The sequence below is a fragment of the Bacillus sp. ms-22 genome (assembly GCF_009759805.1).
Lineage (GTDB): Bacteria > Bacillota > Bacilli > Bacillales > Bacillaceae > Bacillus > Bacillus xiamenensis.
In genome coordinates, this window is sequence record NZ_CP046653.1 from 356618 (window position 1) to 375344 (window position 18727).

Here is an 18727-nt window from a genome sequence, read left to right on the forward strand (position 1 = left end):
TTCAGTTATTCCGCACTTATTTCAATTAGTATTAGGAGAATACAACATGTATAGAATACTAATATTTATCATCTCAATGATCTTGATTGTAACGGGATGTAGTCAAAATGAAAAGATATCTATGCAACGAAAGATATATAACAAAGACTTTTTACGTACTATCCACTCTTATATGAAAAGTGAGTCAGGAGGTCAAGTCTTTGAGGTCAATAGTCAGCAAGAGCAACCATCCGAATTAATTCAAAACACGCTAGCCCTTTACCAAAAAAATCATGGTCACGATCGTAAACAAGTAGAGTGTAGGGAAGAAAAAAATCAATTTTTCTGTAAGGTGGCACTTTCTCGCAGTGTGAATAAAAGTCAATTTTCAAAGAAAGATATTACCGGTATGGATTCCTATTTAAATCTTTTTTTATTATATAATGTTTTTACTGAAATTAAGGATTCTAAAGGTGTTAAACTAGTCAATGAAACTTTCTCCAAATTGGAAAAGCCGTCTCCGAAAGATAAAATAGAGTACCATTATTATTTAATATTGACATCATATTTCCATCATAAGGTACCTTCCTTTTTAGAAAAAGAGATTCAATCTAACTTGGAACAATATACAAGTCTATCTCTTTTTGATTATGACGAGCCTATCATTCTTTACGCATCTCTTATATTGGCGAATATGTTAGAGGTAGAACCAAATGTGAAACATTTAACGAAGATTTATTTTAATGAAGGTAACCAAAAAACCATTTTGTTTAGAGATGAAATTACATATTGGTTTCACTTTCAAATCATTCAGTTATTACAGGATATGAATCATAAAAAAGAGAGCGACCTTACTTTTAACATTCCTTCAGATTATAAGCCTTTTCCTTCACTATTTTACTCATTAGATTCTTTAAGGAATCTTTATTTAATGTCAAACATTTTTTCTAGTGCTGATTTTGACCAAGCAGAAGAATATAGACAGATTTTAACTAATAGATATGAAGGTTTACTAGAAGATGAACATCAATTAAGCAGTTATCAAAATCAGTTTTTCGCAAAGCAAATCACGAGTGAACTAGGTTTACCGTTTGACGAAACATCGATCCCTGGTGGCGCGTGTCAAAACATAGAGAACAGTAGTGAAATGTACTATTGTTTTAAACTTAAAGGGGAAAAAGCCGATAAGAGTATTGTGAAGTGGAGCGATTCGGATGATTTATTAACAACACTTATGAAATATGATATTGTAGACATAAATCAAGAAGATAAGAATAAATTGGTAGATATGTTTAATGAAGTTATTTCATATCATGGAGTTAATCATTACATTATTCTCAATTTATATACGGATCTTTTATTGCGCTATAACCTTAATGTGCCAAAAGATCAAATCAAGAAAAAAATTAAATCCTCCCAATGTGGTTTGGGTTATTGCACATCTAAAGGAAATTATGATTTTGAATTGGGTGTTTATGGCAATCACACACTTAATTTGTTAGAGGGGATTGAGATGGCTAGTGAACTTAGATAATAAAGGAGATACGTCGATTCTAAAGATCGATAACCTTGGCTTTCGATATGGGGATGCAACCATATTAAAAGATTTATCTTTACATATTCAAGGCTCTGGCCTTTATGCCCTTCATGGGGAAAGTGGTAGTGGGAAGACGACATTTATTAACATTATTGCGTTGATTCAAAAACCGAGTGCCGGGAAGATGACGTTGTTCAATCAATCCATTGACTTTACGAATCAAGAACAGGTTGATGAATACCGCAAGAAAATTGCCTATTTCTTTCAAGATTTGAACCTGATTGAGTCTTTGACTGTGAGAGAGAATCTACATGTCATCTCGTTAATCAATGAACAAGAAATCTCAAATGAAAGATTAGCAGAACAGGCTAAGAAGCTCAAAATGAGCGAGAAACTTGATGTAACAGTGAGTAACCTATCAGGTGGAGAAAGGCAGCGCGCGGCTTTTTTGAAAATCATGCTGTTTGATTATTCACTGATTCTTTTAGATGAACCAACAAATAACCTTGATAAAGATAATATTCAGATGATGCTTGGTATGTTATCTGAATTGAAGAAAACGAGGACAATTTTAGTCGTTACACACTCTGATATCGTTGTGCAACAAGCCGATGTCGTCCTTCGTTTTGAAGACTTGAATAAAAGGAACCAATCCATATGAAAATGTTATTCGTGTTTGAGTATTTAAAAAAGAAACATCGATCGACTTTGAGAAAATTGGCTGTTTTGAATTTTGTTTTGCTGATGTTGATCTTTTTCTCTATATTTACTATCTTGATTTCAGCTGATAATATTTACAAAAACGTATTGACTAACGATCGGCTTTCAATGGTTTTAATTAATGGGTATTCGAAAACTGGTGAGTACGAGTACGATACAGATAAAATTAAGCGTATGCCGAATGTCAAAGACATTGTCTACGAATATGATGTCTCGTTATCTATCGAAGCAGATGGAGAAACGGATATATTATCAGCTCTATCCTTCAATCCGACAACCAAAGAGGCTGTGAGCTATGAGGGAGATCTAAAAGAGAACACCATCCTTCTTCCAGAAAGGTTCAAGGGTAAAAAAATCAAAGCCTATGATGGTGAAGTGGAGCCATTAGAAGCGAATATCGAGTACTATAAAGGTGAAGGTAACTATTTCTTAAAAGATTACGGTTACCTATCACCAGATCTGTACAAAAAACTGAGTAGTCAAATTAAGATTGGTGAGAACTACGATGGTGTTAGAACACTCATTGTTCATTTAAATAAAACCGAGGATATTTATGAGTTTGTGAACCAGTTTGATCGGATGTTTGATGAAGAGGACGTTTTTGTATACTATCAAGCGCAAGGGCTAGAGAAATTAGTTGCTAATTCAAAATTGTCATTTTTGTTGCTTGTCGTATTTCAGACCATTTTATTTGTGGTCATTGCTTTTATTTATCGAGGTCAGATGCATACACTAATTAGCATTTTGAATCGAGATTTGTTGTCCTTGTATTTAAATGGGATGTCACCCAAGGATATGATCAAGCAATTCTACCGTAGTATAGATAAGATGAATCTAAGAGTGTATATTGTGGCGGTAATACTCATTGCTGTCTTGGGTGCTTTGTTACTTGGACAATTACCAGGAGAGGTCATTTTATGGATTGGCGGTACAGCAGTTGGACTTCTTCTCGTCTTGGTTATACTGAATAAATGGTTTGTGCGCTACATCATCACAAAACGTATGCAGAAAGAACTGTCAAAAGAGAATATCGTATCAAGATTGCGAAACTAAGAAAAGAAAGATGTAGACAAAACCTCGCATTCTTTGTCAACAACCTGAAGAACTGCTGAATGGCAGTTCTTTTTTTAATAAAAAAAGCCCTAAGCCAAGGGGACTGACCCCCGTTTTTGAGACAGGGATCAAAACACCTTTACGAAACAGCCAGTTGCCGAAACTCTTTTGGTGACTGGCTGTTTAATTTCAATTGAATTCGGATATTGTTATAATAATCAATATACTCCCTGACTGTTTTTTCTACAATGGCTGTTGTAGTGTTTGTCAGGTGGTGGAGATAAAATCCTTCTGATTTTAAACTTGAGTGGAAGGATTCGATGGGAGCATTATCAGCGGGCATTCCCTTACGGGACATGCTCATGGTAATGCCTTTTTCCTTTATCTCCTTTTGATAAGCATAAGAAGTGTAGACCGAACCTTGATCACTATGAAGTACGCAGCCTTTAGGCAGTGTCTTTAACTGCTTCAATGTATCTAAAACAAGAGAAACATCCTGTTTATCACCAATCGTATAAGCCACAACCTCACTTGTATATAAATCTTTTATGCTGGATAGATAAAGCATTTTTTGCCCAAATGGCAAATACGTGATATCAGTCACCAATTTTTCAAGTGGCTTTGTCGCAGAAAAATCTCGTTTTAAGTGATTTTCTGCAATGTAATAGGGTTGACCGGTCTGTTTACGCTTTTTCACTTTCACACGACACTGCAAACCGTAGGTTTGCATCATTCGTTGTACTCTCTTATGGTTAATCTTCATTTCTTTGCGTAGAAGAGCCGTTATTTTACGATACCCATACGTATACTTGTGCAACTTACAAAGTGTTGAAATAAGCTTGATTAACCCATGTTGCTCTGAGTGATGATGATCTTGTTTTTTCCAACGATAAAATGTTGATTTAGCCACTTCAAATAGCTGACAGAATTCACTGACACTCACTTTATCTTTTACCGTTTCGTAGATCGACACGAGTGCTTCTTTTTCCACCACCTTTCCCATTCTCGGTACTTTTTTAATATGTCTATTTGTTGATTTAGATAGCGATTTTCTGTTTTCAATCTCTCGTTTTCATCTTGGTATTCAGGTCCTTTACCGTATGAATACTGCTTTCCAACAGGTTGATGAAACCGGTGGGTTTCACCATTGTGATACCATTTCATCCAAGTTTTCACTTGTGTTTTATTCTTAATTCCTAGCTTGTCCATGATTTCTTTTGTTGAGACTCCTGCCAACTTCATCTGAACCGCCTCTTCTTTTACACTTGCGGGGTAACTGACTCTTGTTCCCATACAAAAAACACCTCCAAATTGTTTTCAGATATGATATACCCGATTTTCAACTTAAAGGTGTTTTTATTTGTCTCACTTTATGGGGTCAGTCCCCAAGAGAGCTTAGGACTATACATTTTATTTCCACACTTGATCCGCAATCTCAATCACATGACGCAGCTTTTCCCATTGCTGCTCTTCTGTTAACAGATTGCCTTCCTCTGTTGAAGCGAATCCGCATTGTGGGCTTAGACAAATTTGATTGATGTTTACGTATTGAGCGGCTTCCTCGATTCGTTTTTTGATCTGTTCAACCGGCTCAAGCTCTCCGTACTTTGAAGTCACAAGGCCAAGTACGATTTGAAGGTTTGGATTCTTCACATATCGAAGGGGTTCAAATCCGCCAGAACGATCATCGTCGAATTCTAAAAAGAGACCATCCAGATCTAGGCCGTCAAAAATCGTTTCTGCTGCGGCTTCGTAGCCACCTTCAGCTGCCCAAGTCGATTTAAAATTACCACGGCAAATGTGCATTGTAATGACTAAATCATCTGGTCGATCGGCAACGGCTTCATTAATTGTTTTTGCAAACGACTCACGAAGTTCATTTTCCTCGCGGCCAAAGGCTTTGATTTGTTCATGTCCCTTTTCAGAGAAGAACACAGCCCATGCTGTATCATCTAGCTGTAAGTAGCGGCAGCCAGCATCATAAAATGCACGGATGGCTTTTTTATAAGCCTGTGCCACGTCATGGTGGAATTCATCTAAACTGTCATACACACCTTCATCTAGCTTGCCGCGGAAAAAGAGCATATTCGGGCTTGGAATCGTCATTTTAGCCGTATGATCACCGGCGATGCTGTGAAGGAAGCGATAATCCTCTAGCATTGGATGATCTGTAAAATCAATCTTGCCTGTTACCTTGATGCCTCTCGCTTTTGTCGTCGTGTTGTGGAATTGAATGCCCTGGTCTGCTTCAAATCCTTCGACTCCATCAAGTCCTTCTAGAAAGTCAAAATGCCACCATGCACGTCTGAATTCTCCATCTGTGACAACCTCTAATCCAATTTCCTTTTGCTTCTCTACAATACGTGTAATTTCCTCGTTTTCAATTTGCCTTAGCTGCTCTGCTGTCAGTGTACCGTCGGCTTTTTGCTTGCGAGCTTCTTTGATGCGCTCAGAACGAAGCAAACTCCCTACTTGATCTGCGCGAAATGGCGGCTTTGTTGTTTTCTTTCCGATGGTTTGTACTTGTGTCATGCTGAATCCCTTCTTTCTTCAGGTTAACATTCAAATAAAAAAGCTCTTCCTTGGATAAGGAAGAGCATCATATACTGTGAGATCTCTGCCTTATCTTCAAACAAGCATCAGCTTGTTTAAGGAATTAGCACCATTCTGTTCCGAGGAACAGCGGTTGCCGGGTTTCACAGGGCCAGTCCCTCCACCACTCTTAATAAGGTTACCTTTTGATTCAATTTTCTTAATAAACACAATTATTCAACCTTTTTGAGAAAAAGTCAATGGTTTTTACAATTTATTTTCCTACATGAACAAATCAGCGACGAGGACACCAGCTAGTCCGACAAGTGAAAGAACAGTCACCATCAATGTCCAAGTTTTAAAGGTTTGAGCCATCGACAGATTAAAGTATTCTTTGTAAATCCAGAAACCCGCATCATTCACATGAGAGAATGTAATACTCCCGGCACCTGTTGCAATCACCATTAATTCCGGGCTGACACCCGTCAAACCAATCAGCGGTGCAGAAATGCCAGCCGCTGTGAGACCGGCGACAGTGGCTGATCCTAAAGAGACACGAAGGACAGCGGCAATCAGCCAGGTGAGGAGCAGAGGAGACAGTGTGCTTCCTTGCATAATCCCTGCAATGTATTGATCAACACCGCTGTCAATGAGCACCTGTTTAAAGGCGCCGCCACCTGCAATGATCAATAGAATCATCGCAATGGAGCCAATTGAATCCGTAATCGACTTCATGACGTCCTGCATGCTCTTTCCTCTGCCAAGACCAAATGTGTAGATGGCAAGCAGCACAGAGATTAATAGGGCGATCGCGGGCTCACCTAAAAACTCAGCCGCTGGCAGCAGTGGAGAGGACGGGAAGAAAATTTCTAAACATGCTCTGAATGTCATGAGCAATACAGGCAAAACAGCGGTGAAAATGCTAATGCCGAAGCTAGGCATTTCATCTTCTGTAAATTCCTTTGGATTAAATAAATTCTTTGGAATGTGTGCGTGCAGTTGATCCTTTTTAAATAGTTTTGTAAAGAGAAGTCCGCCTACTAAAACAGCAGGAATCGCTAAAATGATTCCAATTAATAAGGTTTGTCCCATATTGGCTTGAAATACATTGGCAATGGCTGTCGGCCCTGGGTGAGGAGGGAGGAAGCCGTGTGTCGTGATGAGTGCAGCGACGAGCGGCATTCCCACATACAACACAGGAAGTCTTGCGGCTTGAGCAATGGTAAAGACTAATGGAATGAGAATGATGAATCCGGTTTCATAAAATAGAGCAATTCCGATAACAAAACCAGTCAGCATCGTCGCCCATTGAATTTTTCCGATACCAAATCGGTCGATGAGTGTCATCGCGATACGCTGAGCACCGCCAGAATCAGCCATCAATTTACCAAGCATCGCTCCAAAACCAAGAACCAATGCTAAGTGACCGAGTGTGCTTCCGAGCCCTTTTTCGACAGATGCGATCGCTTCAAGTGGTGACATGCCCTCTAACACGGCAACAATTAAAGAGACAATAATCAATGAAATGAAAGCGTTTAACTTAAAGACCACCATAAGTAAAAGTAATAACAAAACGCCAAGTCCAATAAAAACTAATGACATGATCTTTCCTCCTTTGTGTTGCATGAGGGAGCGTGAACACTCCCTATGCTTTATCCTTCAAGTATGTCTACAGCTTCTTTTAACGTATCCTTTGAGCCAACATTTCCCGGGAAAATCACATAAGACATGAATGGGAATTTACTGTCTTCTCCTGTTTGCCAAACGGGAATACCTGGTCGAATTTGACCGGCGACAGTCGCACGCTTGACGTTAAGACCCCTTGTTCCTATATCGCTTGAGGTAATTCCACCTTTGGCAATCAGATACTTAGGACGAATGGAGAGGCGCTGGACAATGCTTGTCACAGCATCACTAATCTGAACAGACAGCTTCAATTCTTCCTCTTGACGATCGTCCCCGAGATCAAGCCGTTCCCTCCTTGTATAAACAGCAACAGATTGCCCTGATGTTAACAGCGCTTCAGTCTGTTGGATCACGTGGTCAATTTCCACTTGAAATGCTTCAGGTTCTAACACGAGGTGTGTATCGAACTCGATAAAAGCGATCTCTTTATTTTGTTGAAGTGCTTTTAATTGTTCCGTTGTTTTCTTGACATGGGAACCAACCATGATGAGACCACCGTGCTGGCTTTCTTCTTGGATCAAATCTTCTCTTGTTAATAAGGGTCGATCCTGAACCCTGCCAAGCACTTTTGTAAGAGCGGCCGCACTTCTAAATAGAAATTGCTGTCCTGCTTTGATGGCATCTATGAGGGCAGTGACAAAGACTTTGACATCATCATAGTCCACCGCATTCACAACCACCTTTTGAAAATTCTTCACGGTCATAAGCTGATTCTTGATGTGGTCAATGCGTAAAGCCCGTATATCCTCTAAAGAAATATAGGTAGTGTTCTCCTTTGTGAACGATCCGCCTGATTTCTCTTCAATCCACTCACCGAGATGAGAAGATTGAAATCCGAATGTACGATCTAGTGCAAACTCTGTCTCACCAGCAGGAATTAATTCGTGTCCTTCCTGTACGTAGTGAATATTGCCAATCGTAAAGCGCCCGCCTTCTTTAAAAAAGGGAAGAAGGATTTCGCCGTCAAATTGGTGGGAGCTTTGCTGTTCAATGGTCGTTCTGAGAATTTCAGTCTCTAGCGGGAAGTGTCCACGCAGGGTGGAATCCCCCCGGCTGACAATGATGAAATCTTGATCAAGCCGTTCAGCCGTTTTCACAATCGTTGATGCGATCGTTTCATGAAGAACCGTCGTTTCTTTCTCTGTCATACTGCGAGAGTTGGTTAAGATAAAGAACATACGGCTGTCTTCAAGAAAACCAGCTTCAATGCTTTTCTCTGACCAATCGGTGAAAACAGAGACGCCGTGTACGGTTTGAATGCCTGTTGGGTCATCGTCTAATACAATCACTTTATGGTGAAATTGATTTAGTGCTTGTTCGTATGCTGATTGAATGCGGTCTGAATCCGCTTTCGGAATGGTATTTAGTAAATCAATACTTTGTTTCATAAAGCCTCATCCCTTCTTCACTTCAACATGAGCCATTTTTTCGTAATATTGAACGATTCCGCCATGATCAAGTCCAGATTTTCCGTCCGCTTTGAGGGCGTGGAAGATTTCAAGCAGCTGACTAGAAAGCGGAAGAGGAACGCCAATATCATGGGCAGTTTCCATCACATTGGTTAAATCCTTTAAGTTGATGTCGATGCGTCCGCCAGGTTCAAAGTTTCGTTCTAAGATGAGCGGAACCTTTGCATCGAGAACAGCACTTCCTGCCAGTCCACCGCGAATAGCCTCATACATTTTATCAATCGCAATGCCTGACTTAGCGGCAAGAACAAGCGCCTCGGACATGGCAGCGATATTTAAGTTGACGATGATTTGATTCGCAAGCTTAGCGGTTGTCCCGCTTCCATTTGATCCAACTAATACGACATCTGTGCCCATGGCATGCAGGACATCCTTCACTTGTTCGAAGATCGCTTCTTCGCCGCCCACCATAATCGCCAGTGTTCCGTCAATCGCTTTCGGCTCTCCGCCGCTGACAGGTGCATCAATAAATTCGACCTGATGCTGTTTTGCCAGTGCAGCTAATGCTCTAGAAGTAACAGGTGAAATAGAGCTCATATCAATGATGACCGTGCCAGGTTTAGCGGCAGCTAAAATGCCCTGTTCACCTGCTACAACTGCTTCTACATGCTCACCCTTGGGAAGCATCGTGATTATGATATCGCTTTCAGATGCTGCCTCAGCAGCTGAAGTGGCGCCTTTTGCTCCTGCTTCTTTTAATGCTTGAACAGCTTCCGTATGAATATCGAAAACAGTCACAGTATGACCGGCTTTTAATAGATTAAGTGCCATAGGTTTTCCCATAATTCCTAATCCGATGAATCCAATTTGCTTCGTCATTTTGTCGCCTCCCATTTCGAAAACCCTTACAAAAAGCGCTTTCTTTTCTTTTTGTTAGTATATATACTATCTATTATATTTGATAGTAGGAAATAAACTATTGTTCATTTAATGTACATGACGTGATAGAACGTGTCAACGGAAAATATGAGGAAAGTCACAAAAAAAGACCGGAATCAGCTCCGGTCTTATGCCATTTATGTTTTATTTTTAGCTACGGCTAATCGAGATCGTTTGACGTTTTCGATCGCATGTGGTCCTAGTTCTAAAACAGCTGCAACGTACAGAACATCAATGATCACAAGCTGGTTAATACGGGAAATCATTGAGTCGGAGCGATAGGTTGTTTCTCTTGATGAACTGAGCAGATGAAAATCAGATCGCTTGGCGAGCTCTGATTTTGGATAGCTCGTGATCGAAGCGATTGCTGCTCCTTTTTCCTTAGCAAATTGCACGGCATCCAGGATTTCTCTGCTTTCTCCTGAATGTGAGATTGCAACGATAAAATCATGTTCCGTTGCATGGGTTGCAATCATATTCATCATATGAGGATCACTGCATAGACTCACTTCAAAACCAAGCTGAAGGAATTTATGATAGGCATCTCCAGCAATAAAACCGGATGCACCTGCTCCAAAGAAGACAGTTTTATGTGCCTGCTTCATTTTCTCAATAAACTTTGTCACAGCCTGGTCTTCTAGAATATGCTTCATATCCTGAATCGAGTTTGTTGTTAACTCTATGACTTTGTGTTTAATATCTGCGACACTATCAGATGCCTCGATCTCGCCGTATATTGATTGGGGCGTATTGGTCGCAATATCCTGCGCGATGTGGACGCGAAACACTTGATATGACTCATAGCCAATTTTTCGTAGAAACCGAAAGATCGTCGTTTCACTTGTGTTGCATTCAGCGGCGAGCGCACTAATGGAATGAAGCACAACTTTCTGAGGGTTTTGCAAAATGTAATTGGCAATCTTTTTCTGTGTTGGAGATAAACTATGAAACGTTGTTCTAATATGACTAAAAATATTCTCTTCTATGATAAACACCACACTTCATCTAACATTCTATATTAAGCATACAGGAACTAATGAAAACGGTAAACAAACCTGATGTGGAAAAAGAAAGGATAATATGGAAAAAATACTTTTTTTGGTTCTTTTGTCATGGTATACTCATTTGGTAATAGACAAAAATGGGGGTTTTTACTATGACAATGAAAAAGAGCTTAACGATCAGCCTGCTCATTTTTTCGCTGATTGTTTCGTTGTTTGCTCCAGTTGGATCTGCGGATGCCAAACAAGCAAAAAAAGCAAAAGTAAGCACACATTATTATAAGAAGAAAAAAACGTTCAAATATGCACAGGTGAAAAACCTTAGTAAGGCGCATATGAAAACCATCAACCATGATTTAAAAGAAGATATCGCATTCTCCTATTCTATGTACTTGTTCTTAAAGGACGAAGCGAAAAAAGAAGGCATTGGGAAGATCACGTACGAGAGATCGTTCGAAACGAAATTTAACAATGGGAAGAAACTAAGTTTCTTAAACTATGATTACATGAATGACGGCACCATGCATGGGGATACGATGGTCACGAGCATGAACTATGTGTTAACAAAGAAAAAGACAAAGCAGTTGTACTTAACAGATGTTGTGAAAACAAAGAAAAAACGCACGAAAGTAAGAGATTATATCTATAAATATACGAAGAAGCATAAAAGTAAATTCTATGCGGACCTGAAAAAAAGTGATATTCAAATCGACTACAACACGCAGTATTACTTCACGAAAAAGGGAATTGCAGTTGTCTTCCAGCCATATGAAATCGCACCATACTCTCAAGGAATCCCTATGATTCAAGTTCCTGCGAAGGTGTATAAATAAAAAAAAGAGAAACGGCCATGAATTTGGTCGTTTTTGATGTGTCTGAATCGGTTATTTGCAAACAAAAAGAGCCCCTGATCAGGCTCTTCCTTTCAATTTATACTTGTTTGGGTGCATTGTGTAGTGGGTGGCGGCGTTTGCCGTTGTAGTGGCGGCGCATACGAAAGATTTCGAACTCCGAAAGCTCTGCGCTTTTTCGTTTTTGGGTGCGGTTATCTTTTTTGAAAGAGAGTAGTAAGTAGCAGCAAAGTGAAGCGATAATCAATAAAATCATCATATGACATTCCTCCAATTCATCCTATTCTTTCAGTGTAGACAGGGTGAGTGATGTTTATAACTGAAAATAAGCAGCAGACTCAGTTTAGTCCTTAAGGTTTAGTTTATCTGCTAATTTAGGTCTAAAATACTGGTCGTTTGTAACTATTATATTTCCAGTTATTTCACTCGTCAAGAAGAATTTTTCTGGGGTTGTCTCTATTAGTACGATTAAGTGTCACAGAAGTTTCAGAAAATTGTAAACTTTCATTAAAAAACCGTTCCCGAACAGGAACGGTTTTAAACATATTTATGCTTTTTCTTCAAATAAACGTGCAATTTCTACGATGACTTCTGTTGCTTTTAGCATGTTTTCCACAGAAATGAACTCATATTTACCGTGAAAGTTCTCTCCACCAGTAAAAATGTTTGGTGTTGGGAGTCCTTTATATGAAAGCTGTGAACCATCTGTGCCGCCGCGGATCGGTTCAATGACAGGTGTCACTGAGCGGTTTTCCATGGCTTCATGAGCGATGTCCACGATATGTTTCACCGGCTCAATTTTTTCTTTCATATTGTAATATTGATCCTGAATGCTGAGGGTAATGCTGTTTTCACCGTATACCGCTTTTAAGTCATTCGCGATTTTTTCAAATAATGCTTTGCGTTTGTTAAACTTTTCTTTATCAAAATCACGAATAATATATTGCAGCTCTGCTTCTTCTACTTCTCCTACAAACCTCGTGAGGTGGAAAAAGCCTTCGTATCCTTCTGTATATTCTGGAGATTCGTCTGAAGGAAGTTTGTTGTGAAAGAGCATTCCGATCTTCGCAGCACTGACCATTTTGTCTTTTGCTGTTCCTGGATGGACGCTGTTTCCTTTAATTGATACTTTTGCACCTGCTGCGTTGAAGCTTTCATATTGAAGCTCTCCAAGCGGCCCGCCGTCAATCGTATAAGCATAAGAAGCGCCAAAGGCATCAACATCAAATTTGTGTGGCCCTCTGCCGATCTCTTCGTCTGGTGTGAAGGCGACTCGAATTTTTCCATGCTTGATTTCTGGATGCTGAATGAGGTAATGCATGGCGGTCATAATTTCTGCGATACCTGCTTTGTTATCTGCACCAAGTAAGGTCGTGCCATCAGTGGTGATCAGTGTATGTCCTCGGTATTTTTGTAAATTTGGAAACTGAGCTGGAGATAAGACGATATGTAGATCTTCATTTAACGTAATGTTGCCGCCTTGGTAGTTCTCATGGATCTGCGGTTTTACATTTTTGCCAGTGAAGTCAGTGGCTGTGTCGATATGAGCCAGGAAGCCAATGGTCGGCACTTCTTTGTCTGTGTTAGATGGGATCGTTCCCATGACATAGCCGTTATCATCCATTGTCACTTCTTGAATGCCGATGTCTTTCATCTCTTCAACAAGCTGCCTCGCTAGGTTCAACTGTCCCTCAGTCGATGGACAGCTTTCTTTTTCTGCATCAGACTGGGTATCCACTTTTACATAACGTGTGAAACGCTGGATCATTTCGTCTTTCATCAATACGTCACTCCTTTTGTAGAATACGTTCATTTTATCATGTCTTGAATGCGCTTCGTAACAAAAAAGGCTTTCTCTGACAATTGGAGAGGAAAAAGGCCTACTTTTATTTTGTGATGTGCTGAATGGTTCTTTAGGGTGATTTTTTTGGGTGTCTTTTTATTTATAATGAGTACATATAAAATCATCCATTTGTACGTTAATTTGGGAGAAAGGGGTGCGAAAGTTGGATTCTAGTCAAACGCTGGCACTCGCTCAAAAGTTTCAAGAAGCGGCTGATGACATTCGGCAGTCAAAGCAGCTGCTTGAGAACCGGTTGAAGGCAGTGGGATCAGGCTGGCAAGGAGAAGCAAGAAATAAATTTGATCAAAGCTTTGAGGAAACAGCGGCACGCTATGATCAATTTGAAAAGGATTTGCTTGAAACAAGTCAGGAACTGCGGGATGCAGCCGCCAAAATCGAGGAGCGTAAAGCTGAAATTGCTCGAATGGAAGAGCTTGAACGAAAAAGAAGAGAAGAACGGAGAGAAAGAGCTCGAGAAGGGAGATGATGTGATGGCACGTGACATTGTAGTGGACCCAGATCAGTTGACAGGGCTGGCGAATGATGTGATAGGAGAGCTTTCGGTCATTGAAACAAAGCATCACGATTTACATAGTGAACTGGATGGTCTGATCCTAGGCTGTGATCCTCGTTATAGAAGCTGTTTTTCTGGAGTTGGAGACGCATGGAGCGCTGGCCAAGCCTTAATCAGCAAATTGAGCAGTGATGATATTGCCATTCGTCATGCCAAGGATAAAATGGTCGAAGCTGATGATATTTTAAGGAAAATGTACAGCATTTATGATCAATATGGTACACTCACGAGCTTAGCTGGTATTGTGATGATGCAGGCGAAATACTATGGGCTCGGGATGACGACCTTCTTGAAGGAAAATGGCCGCTATGCAGCGCAGCATTCAAAGCTGCTTCTTGATCTGACAAACCGGGTCGAAGGAACGAGATTTGACCGGTTGGCAAGGATTTGGCTGAGTAAAAAAGAATTATTAAAACGGTCGAACTGGTCGATGGCTGATTTGGTCCATAAGAAATTCACAAAATTTTATCCTGACGACACGGTTGCGTTTACAAACAGTGTCCGTGATTTCACAAAAGGAAGTATCAATTGGAAGGACACAGCTGGAATCAAGTCTGTTCTGAAAAATGGTGCAAGATTTGCGAAAGGAAATGCCATCATTGCAACGGTTGTCACAGGTGCAACAGAAACGGTTGGCTGTGGTTTGAAAATTGCTGAGAACTATGCAGAATTCGGTGATCAACCGGAAGTGCTCAAGCGTGAAAATGCAAAGGCAGTTGGAAATGCAGTGAATAATACGGTCTTTATCGCAGGCGGGTCCGTTGCAGGTGCCGTTGTCGGCGGCGCTCTTGGAAGCTTTGCAGGGCCGATTGGAACAGTAGTCGGCGGAGCGATAGGATCGGCAGTGGGTGGATTTATTGGTGAAAAAGTCGCCAAACTTACATCCGGTTTTGCAGAACAGGTCGCAGTGAAATTGAAAGACCCGATTCATGCGGTCGTCGACAAAGGGAAAGAAGCATTTGAACTGGCGGGTCAAGGGGTAAAAGCAGTCAATGACACCATTGATCAAGCAAATCAGATGATACATAAAGGAATAGAAAAAACAAAAGAAACCGCAGATTCGCTGATGAAAGGTGCAGGTGATTTCTTGAAGGGCGCATTTTCTTTTGGATAAGGAGAGATCAAGTTGGATCAGCTAAGTCTAAGTATCGAGGAGCTCATCTTTAGTTTTTACAGTGAAGGCTATTTTGAACAAGGCATGTCATTAAAGGAAGCTTATTATCCAGAAGTAGAGGATGAACGTCTTGGTTTTTTATTTGAAATCGCATGCCGCTCTCTGCTGGCAAAGGGCGTACTGGAATTTCGAAACAGACAATACCGTTATAAAGAAGATTACCGGCATTTCATTCAGGCCATGAATGATGCATCGCATACCGTGAAGGCTTCAAGATTTGGCGCGTTAGATGAAGATGTCAGTACGTCCTTTCATACGACGCAGGCAGGTGTGTATGCGCATCATACGCTTTATGACCAGCAAGTGCATCAGATCCACAAACTAAAAGACGATCAGCAGACAGAGGAGCAAGTGACAACCTTCTTGAACATACACATGAGTGATCACCCCACATCCGTCATCAACCTGCAGGCAGAGGAATTTGAAATGCTGTTAGAACAAGCCAGCGAAGGCAAAGGTGAGTGGCTTTCTTTTCTAAACCAAGCAGAGAACCAAGAGCTTGTGATGGCATTTGTTTCTGATGTGCGGGCAAGAAAAGGGAAAATGGACTCCCTCATGAAGGTCGCTTATGACAAAAACAATACGCCGGATGTAGAATCTATGATATTTGTTATTCCGGGGGAGAGGCATTCTTGGCTTGTGTCTGGGATCAAGGAAAACGAATTTCGCATAGAGACAGCTCATAGAGACGGATTACGTTCTATATTCTAATGGGGAAAAGGAGAATGGCGCTTGAATCCAAGTGAAGTAATAGAAGTGAGGAGCAGGCTCTTTCTAAGAGTATGGGCATTCTTAGCAACGGGCGGCTTTGGTATCATCGGTATTTGGTTATTTTCAGAAGCTCTTACATTTGAATCGAATTATACGTTGTTTTTATTTTTAGGCGGACTATTAGGCATTGTCTACGGATGCATATCCTTTTTGATGATCCTGCCGGCTTTTACGAAGAAAGGAAATGTCATTTTTCGCATTCAGCGCGGAGAGAATGGCGCTGTTTTGTATCAACAACAAAAGATCCCTTTTCAAGATATCCAATCCATTGATATGCGTAGGCATCGGTACAGTATAAGGGGCTTTCTTTTCATGGATGTGCTCATTCGTAAAATAGATGGGAAATTAATAAAGATTCCGGCGTACAGTATTTTAGATGAAGAAGTATTTGAGCAAACCGTCAAGCAAGACATATATCCATATTTACATGAGACAGCCCAACAGAATTGGAGACAGCAGCATGGTCAGAGCGAAGAGCCGGTTAACTAAGCTGAATTTGTCATGATTTCATGAGATGAGACGCTACTTTTTTGAAGAAATCGTGTATGATGTCAGTAAAGACTGAACATTCAAGAGGTGATGAGAGATGGACAAAGAAATGGTAATCGACCTCGTCACAGAACAAATGGCACGAATTCGAAAAGAAAAGAATTATACGCAGGATCGTATGGCTGAGGTGCTTGGTCTATCAAAGCGGCATGTGCAGCAAGTAGAAAAAAATAGACTCCGCCTCAACTGGACGCAATCGGCGGCCGTATGTGCATTATTCAGGGATAGTGACATTTTAAAAGGAACACTTGGGGATGATCCGCTCGAGATTTTGGAAGTCGTGGCACATGATGAATTGCATCTATCTGTTGAACGTACGATTGGCGGAAAGGTTTGGTGGCGAACGTCTGTGAAAAAAGGTGCGTTTCGTCTCCAGCAAAATGTGCTGAGCCAGCATTACCGCATCTTAGACGATGAGAATTATCGCTATTATAGTTCCTTTAATAAAGAAGAAGCAAAGCGGCGGTTAGAGGAATTAAGTGAGCTGTCGTAAGCAGCAGCTGATATGAAAGGGAAAAGAGAGGTTACCCGTATGACAGGGACCTCTCTTTTTTGTGTTTATACTTTCAGAGTGTTTTTCGCCCGAATAAAGGCAACAAGCTGTTTGATTTCTTCATCAGTTAGTGGAACGCCGTCTACATAGATCGTTCCTTCTTTTGCTTCCGTCAGTTCAATTTTGATATCAGAGATTTTGCGTTGTATCTCTGGCTCGTCCGTTCTACCAAGTAAAAAATCAATGGACGTATCATACAAATCAGCCAGCAGCTTCACTGCTTCAAGCGAAGGTCGTCGGTACCCAGATTCGTAACCGGCATAGGTGCTTTTGGCGATACCTAGGCGATCTGCCGTATGCTGGAGAGACCATTTTTTCTTCTTTCTAAGGGTGGTTAAACGATCGAGTATCATACATGAACGCTCCTTTATATACAACAACAGTATATCATATTTTGACATAGAGTGTACGCGTTATGCGTAATAATTTCTTGATTAATTCGCGTTATGTGACTATAATGGCAATGAAGGTACGCGTAAAGCGTATATTATAGAATAGCACAAGCTGGCTTATAATATGTGTGACAAACGAAGTAATTTTACTGAAAGAGGTGGACCTGTTGAAGAAATTATTGCTTTTAACGACTGGTGGGACGATTGCATCTGTAGAGAGTGAAAATGGTTTAGCTCCAGGTGTTAAAGCTGAGGACCTTTTAAGCTATTTAAACGAAATTAATGCAGAGTACACAATGGACACAAAGTCCCTGATGAGTATAGATAGTACCAATATGCAGCCTGAATACTGGGTGGATATCGCAAAAGCCATTTATGAAAATTATGATCAATATGACGGATTTGTCGTCACGCACGGAACTGACACAATGGCCTATACATCAGCAGCACTATCTTATATGCTACAAAATCCTGATAAGCCGATCGTTATTACAGGTTCACAAATTCCGATTACCTTTAAGAAAACAGATGCGAAGAAAAACATCACAGATGCGATTCGCTTTGCATGTGACGGCGTTGGCGGGGTGTATGTCGTGTTTGATGGCAGGGTCATTCAAGGAACGCGTGCAATCAAACTAAGAACGAAAAGTTACGATGCATTTGAAAGCATCAACTACCCATATATTGCATCGATTGAAAACCATCAAATTGAATACAATAGCAAAGTAAAAAGATCACCAATGAAACCGCTTAAATTAGATGCATCCTTGAACACAGATGTTTGTTTATTAAAACTGCACCCAGGGCTGAAGCCTGAGTTTTTAGATTCAATCAAAGGTGTATACAAAGGTGTCGTCATTGAAAGCTACGGCAGCGGCGGCATTCCTTTCGAAGGAAGAAACCTTCTAGAAAAAATCAACGAATTGCTGGAAGAAGGCATTTCTGTTGTCATCACAACTCAGTGTCTCGAAGAAGGAGAAGACATGAGTGTGTACGAAGTAGGGCGCAAAATCAATCAAGAACTGGTGGCACGTTCACGCAACATGAACACAGAAGCCATCGTGCCGAAGCTCATGTGGGCATTAGGCAAAACAACAGATCCACGAGAAGTGAAAAAGATTATGGAAACGCCAATCGCAGAAGATTTAGTGATTTAACTATAGA

19 protein-coding genes and 1 riboswitch are annotated in these 18727 nt (G+C 40.6%); of the genes, 10 read left to right on the forward strand and 9 right to left on the reverse strand.

All coding sequences use genetic code 11. The features are described from left to right. Window positions 1-46 precede the first annotated feature (46 nt). From GPA07_RS01890 to GPA07_RS01900, 3 genes are read left to right on the forward strand one after another with little or no spacing between them, the layout of a single operon-like run. Window positions 47-1513: a hypothetical protein gene (locus GPA07_RS01890; protein WP_071168351.1), complete on the forward strand. Its 1467-nt coding sequence runs from the start codon at window positions 47-49 to the stop codon at window positions 1511-1513. Further along, entirely contained in the window at window positions 1500-2177 is a 678-nt protein-coding gene (locus GPA07_RS01895; protein ID WP_232532097.1) for an ATP-binding cassette domain-containing protein, read from the forward strand. The genes GPA07_RS01890 and GPA07_RS01895 overlap by 14 nt, the downstream gene beginning before the upstream one ends. Further along, complete coding sequence (locus tag GPA07_RS01900; RefSeq protein WP_157291939.1) at window positions 2174-3289, forward strand: hypothetical protein; 1116 nt, start codon at window positions 2174-2176, stop codon at window positions 3287-3289. The genes GPA07_RS01895 and GPA07_RS01900 overlap by 4 nt, the downstream gene beginning before the upstream one ends. A 139-nt stretch (window positions 3290-3428) precedes the next feature. On the opposite strand, the gene GPA07_RS01905 is transcribed toward GPA07_RS01900, so the two are convergent. The 6 genes from GPA07_RS01905 to GPA07_RS01930 form a co-directional block, all read right to left on the reverse strand. Continuing rightward, window positions 3429-4582, reverse strand: a protein-coding gene (locus GPA07_RS01905; RefSeq protein ID WP_157291940.1) for an IS3 family transposase whose coding sequence is annotated in 2 segments (ribosomal slippage) — window positions 3429-4309 and window positions 4309-4582 — 1155 coding nt in all. Because the reading frame shifts where the segments join, the coding sequence is not laid out codon by codon here. Window positions 4583-4699: 117 nt separating this feature from the next. Next, a complete protein-coding gene (locus tag GPA07_RS01910; protein WP_157291941.1) occupies window positions 4700-5821 on the reverse strand; it encodes a 5-methyltetrahydropteroyltriglutamate--homocysteine S-methyltransferase in 1122 nt (373 codons plus the stop codon). 87 nt (window positions 5822-5908) lie between these two features. After that, window positions 5909-6021: riboswitch (SAM riboswitch) on the reverse strand. 82 nt (window positions 6022-6103) lie between these two features. Beyond that, window positions 6104-7423 carry a gluconate:H+ symporter gene (locus tag GPA07_RS01915; protein ID WP_008355563.1) on the reverse strand — a complete coding sequence of 440 codons (1320 nt, stop codon included), beginning with the start codon at window positions 7421-7423 and terminating at the stop codon, window positions 6104-6106. 50 nt (window positions 7424-7473) lie between these two features. Beyond that, window positions 7474-8895, reverse strand: coding sequence for a four-carbon acid sugar kinase family protein (locus GPA07_RS01920; protein WP_157291942.1), 1422 nt, complete (start codon window positions 8893-8895; stop codon window positions 7474-7476). A 6-nt stretch (window positions 8896-8901) separates the two neighbouring features. Further along, window positions 8902-9795, reverse strand: a complete 894-nt coding sequence (gene garR / locus GPA07_RS01925; protein ID WP_008355560.1) for a 2-hydroxy-3-oxopropionate reductase — start codon at window positions 9793-9795, stop codon at window positions 8902-8904. A 197-nt stretch (window positions 9796-9992) separates the two neighbouring features. After that, entirely contained in the window at window positions 9993-10850 is an 858-nt protein-coding gene (locus GPA07_RS01930; protein ID WP_174549226.1) for a MurR/RpiR family transcriptional regulator, read from the reverse strand. A gap of 161 nt (window positions 10851-11011) precedes the next feature. On the opposite strand from GPA07_RS01930, the gene GPA07_RS01935 reads away from it, so the two are divergent. Then, the gene (locus tag GPA07_RS01935) at window positions 11012-11689 is read left to right on the forward strand and encodes a DUF3298 and DUF4163 domain-containing protein (RefSeq protein ID WP_008355557.1); all 678 of its coding nucleotides are present in this window, start codon (window positions 11012-11014) and stop codon (window positions 11687-11689) included. A 97-nt stretch (window positions 11690-11786) separates the two neighbouring features. On the opposite strand, the gene GPA07_RS01940 is transcribed toward GPA07_RS01935, so the two are convergent. Both GPA07_RS01940 and pepT read right to left on the reverse strand, forming a co-directional pair. Then, on the reverse strand, window positions 11787-11966 hold the full coding sequence (locus GPA07_RS01940) for a hypothetical protein (RefSeq protein WP_082194719.1): 180 nt from the start codon (window positions 11964-11966) through the stop codon (window positions 11787-11789). A gap of 288 nt (window positions 11967-12254) precedes the next feature. Next, window positions 12255-13487, reverse strand: a complete 1233-nt coding sequence (pepT, locus tag GPA07_RS01945) for a peptidase T (RefSeq protein WP_008355555.1) — start codon at window positions 13485-13487, stop codon at window positions 12255-12257. A 226-nt stretch (window positions 13488-13713) separates the two neighbouring features. Between pepT and GPA07_RS01950 the strand changes: the two genes are divergently transcribed. From GPA07_RS01950 to GPA07_RS01970, 5 genes are all read left to right on the forward strand, one after another. Then, window positions 13714-14037 (forward strand): WXG100 family type VII secretion target, encoded by a 324-nt coding sequence (locus GPA07_RS01950; protein WP_008355553.1) that lies wholly within the window; start codon window positions 13714-13716, stop codon window positions 14035-14037. A gap of 4 nt (window positions 14038-14041) precedes the next feature. After that, window positions 14042-15238, forward strand: coding sequence for a DUF6861 domain-containing protein (locus tag GPA07_RS01955; protein ID WP_157291943.1), 1197 nt, complete (start codon window positions 14042-14044; stop codon window positions 15236-15238). A gap of 12 nt (window positions 15239-15250) precedes the next feature. Then, window positions 15251-16009: a hypothetical protein gene (locus GPA07_RS01960; RefSeq protein WP_008355549.1), complete on the forward strand. Its 759-nt coding sequence runs from the start codon at window positions 15251-15253 to the stop codon at window positions 16007-16009. A gap of 21 nt (window positions 16010-16030) precedes the next feature. Continuing rightward, window positions 16031-16558 (forward strand): YfjD family protein, encoded by a 528-nt coding sequence (locus GPA07_RS01965; protein WP_157291944.1) that lies wholly within the window; start codon window positions 16031-16033, stop codon window positions 16556-16558. 97 nt (window positions 16559-16655) lie between these two features. Next, complete coding sequence (locus tag GPA07_RS01970) at window positions 16656-17111, forward strand: helix-turn-helix domain-containing protein (RefSeq protein WP_008355546.1); 456 nt, start codon at window positions 16656-16658, stop codon at window positions 17109-17111. A gap of 65 nt (window positions 17112-17176) precedes the next feature. Here GPA07_RS01970 and GPA07_RS01975 read toward each other — a convergent pair whose 3' ends face one another. Next, the gene (locus GPA07_RS01975) at window positions 17177-17524 is read right to left on the reverse strand and encodes a helix-turn-helix domain-containing protein (protein ID WP_008355544.1); all 348 of its coding nucleotides are present in this window, start codon (window positions 17522-17524) and stop codon (window positions 17177-17179) included. 206 nt (window positions 17525-17730) lie between these two features. Between GPA07_RS01975 and GPA07_RS01980 the strand changes: the two genes are divergently transcribed. Further along, on the forward strand, window positions 17731-18720 hold the full coding sequence (locus GPA07_RS01980; RefSeq protein ID WP_008355543.1) for an asparaginase: 990 nt from the start codon (window positions 17731-17733) through the stop codon (window positions 18718-18720). Window positions 18721-18727 lie beyond the last annotated feature (7 nt).

Bases quoted from the DNA above. Each gene is read 5' to 3' on its own strand.
- garR (WP_008355560.1), bottom strand. From the start codon at position 9,795: ATGACGAAGCAAATTGGATTCATCGGATTAGGAATTATGGGAAAACCT.
- GPA07_RS01910 (WP_157291941.1), bottom strand. From the start codon at position 5,821: ATGACACAAGTACAAACCATCGGAAAGAAAACAACAAAGCCGCCATTT.
- GPA07_RS01975 (WP_008355544.1), bottom strand. From the start codon at position 17,524: ATGATACTCGATCGTTTAACCACCCTTAGAAAGAAGAAAAAATGGTCT.
- GPA07_RS01970 (WP_008355546.1), top strand. From the start codon at position 16,656: ATGGACAAAGAAATGGTAATCGACCTCGTCACAGAACAAATGGCACGA.
- pepT (WP_008355555.1), bottom strand. From the start codon at position 13,487: ATGAAAGACGAAATGATCCAGCGTTTCACACGTTATGTAAAAGTGGAT.
- GPA07_RS01920 (WP_157291942.1), bottom strand. From the start codon at position 8,895: ATGAAACAAAGTATTGATTTACTAAATACCATTCCGAAAGCGGATTCA.
- GPA07_RS01955 (WP_157291943.1), top strand. From the start codon at position 14,042: ATGGCACGTGACATTGTAGTGGACCCAGATCAGTTGACAGGGCTGGCG.
- GPA07_RS01890 (WP_071168351.1), top strand. From the start codon at position 47: ATGTATAGAATACTAATATTTATCATCTCAATGATCTTGATTGTAACG.
- GPA07_RS01915 (WP_008355563.1), bottom strand. From the start codon at position 7,423: ATGTCATTAGTTTTTATTGGACTTGGCGTTTTGTTATTACTTTTACTT.
- GPA07_RS01940 (WP_082194719.1), bottom strand. From the start codon at position 11,966: ATGATGATTTTATTGATTATCGCTTCACTTTGCTGCTACTTACTACTC.
- GPA07_RS01900 (WP_157291939.1), top strand. From the start codon at position 2,174: ATGAAAATGTTATTCGTGTTTGAGTATTTAAAAAAGAAACATCGATCG.
- GPA07_RS01935 (WP_008355557.1), top strand. From the start codon at position 11,012: ATGACAATGAAAAAGAGCTTAACGATCAGCCTGCTCATTTTTTCGCTG.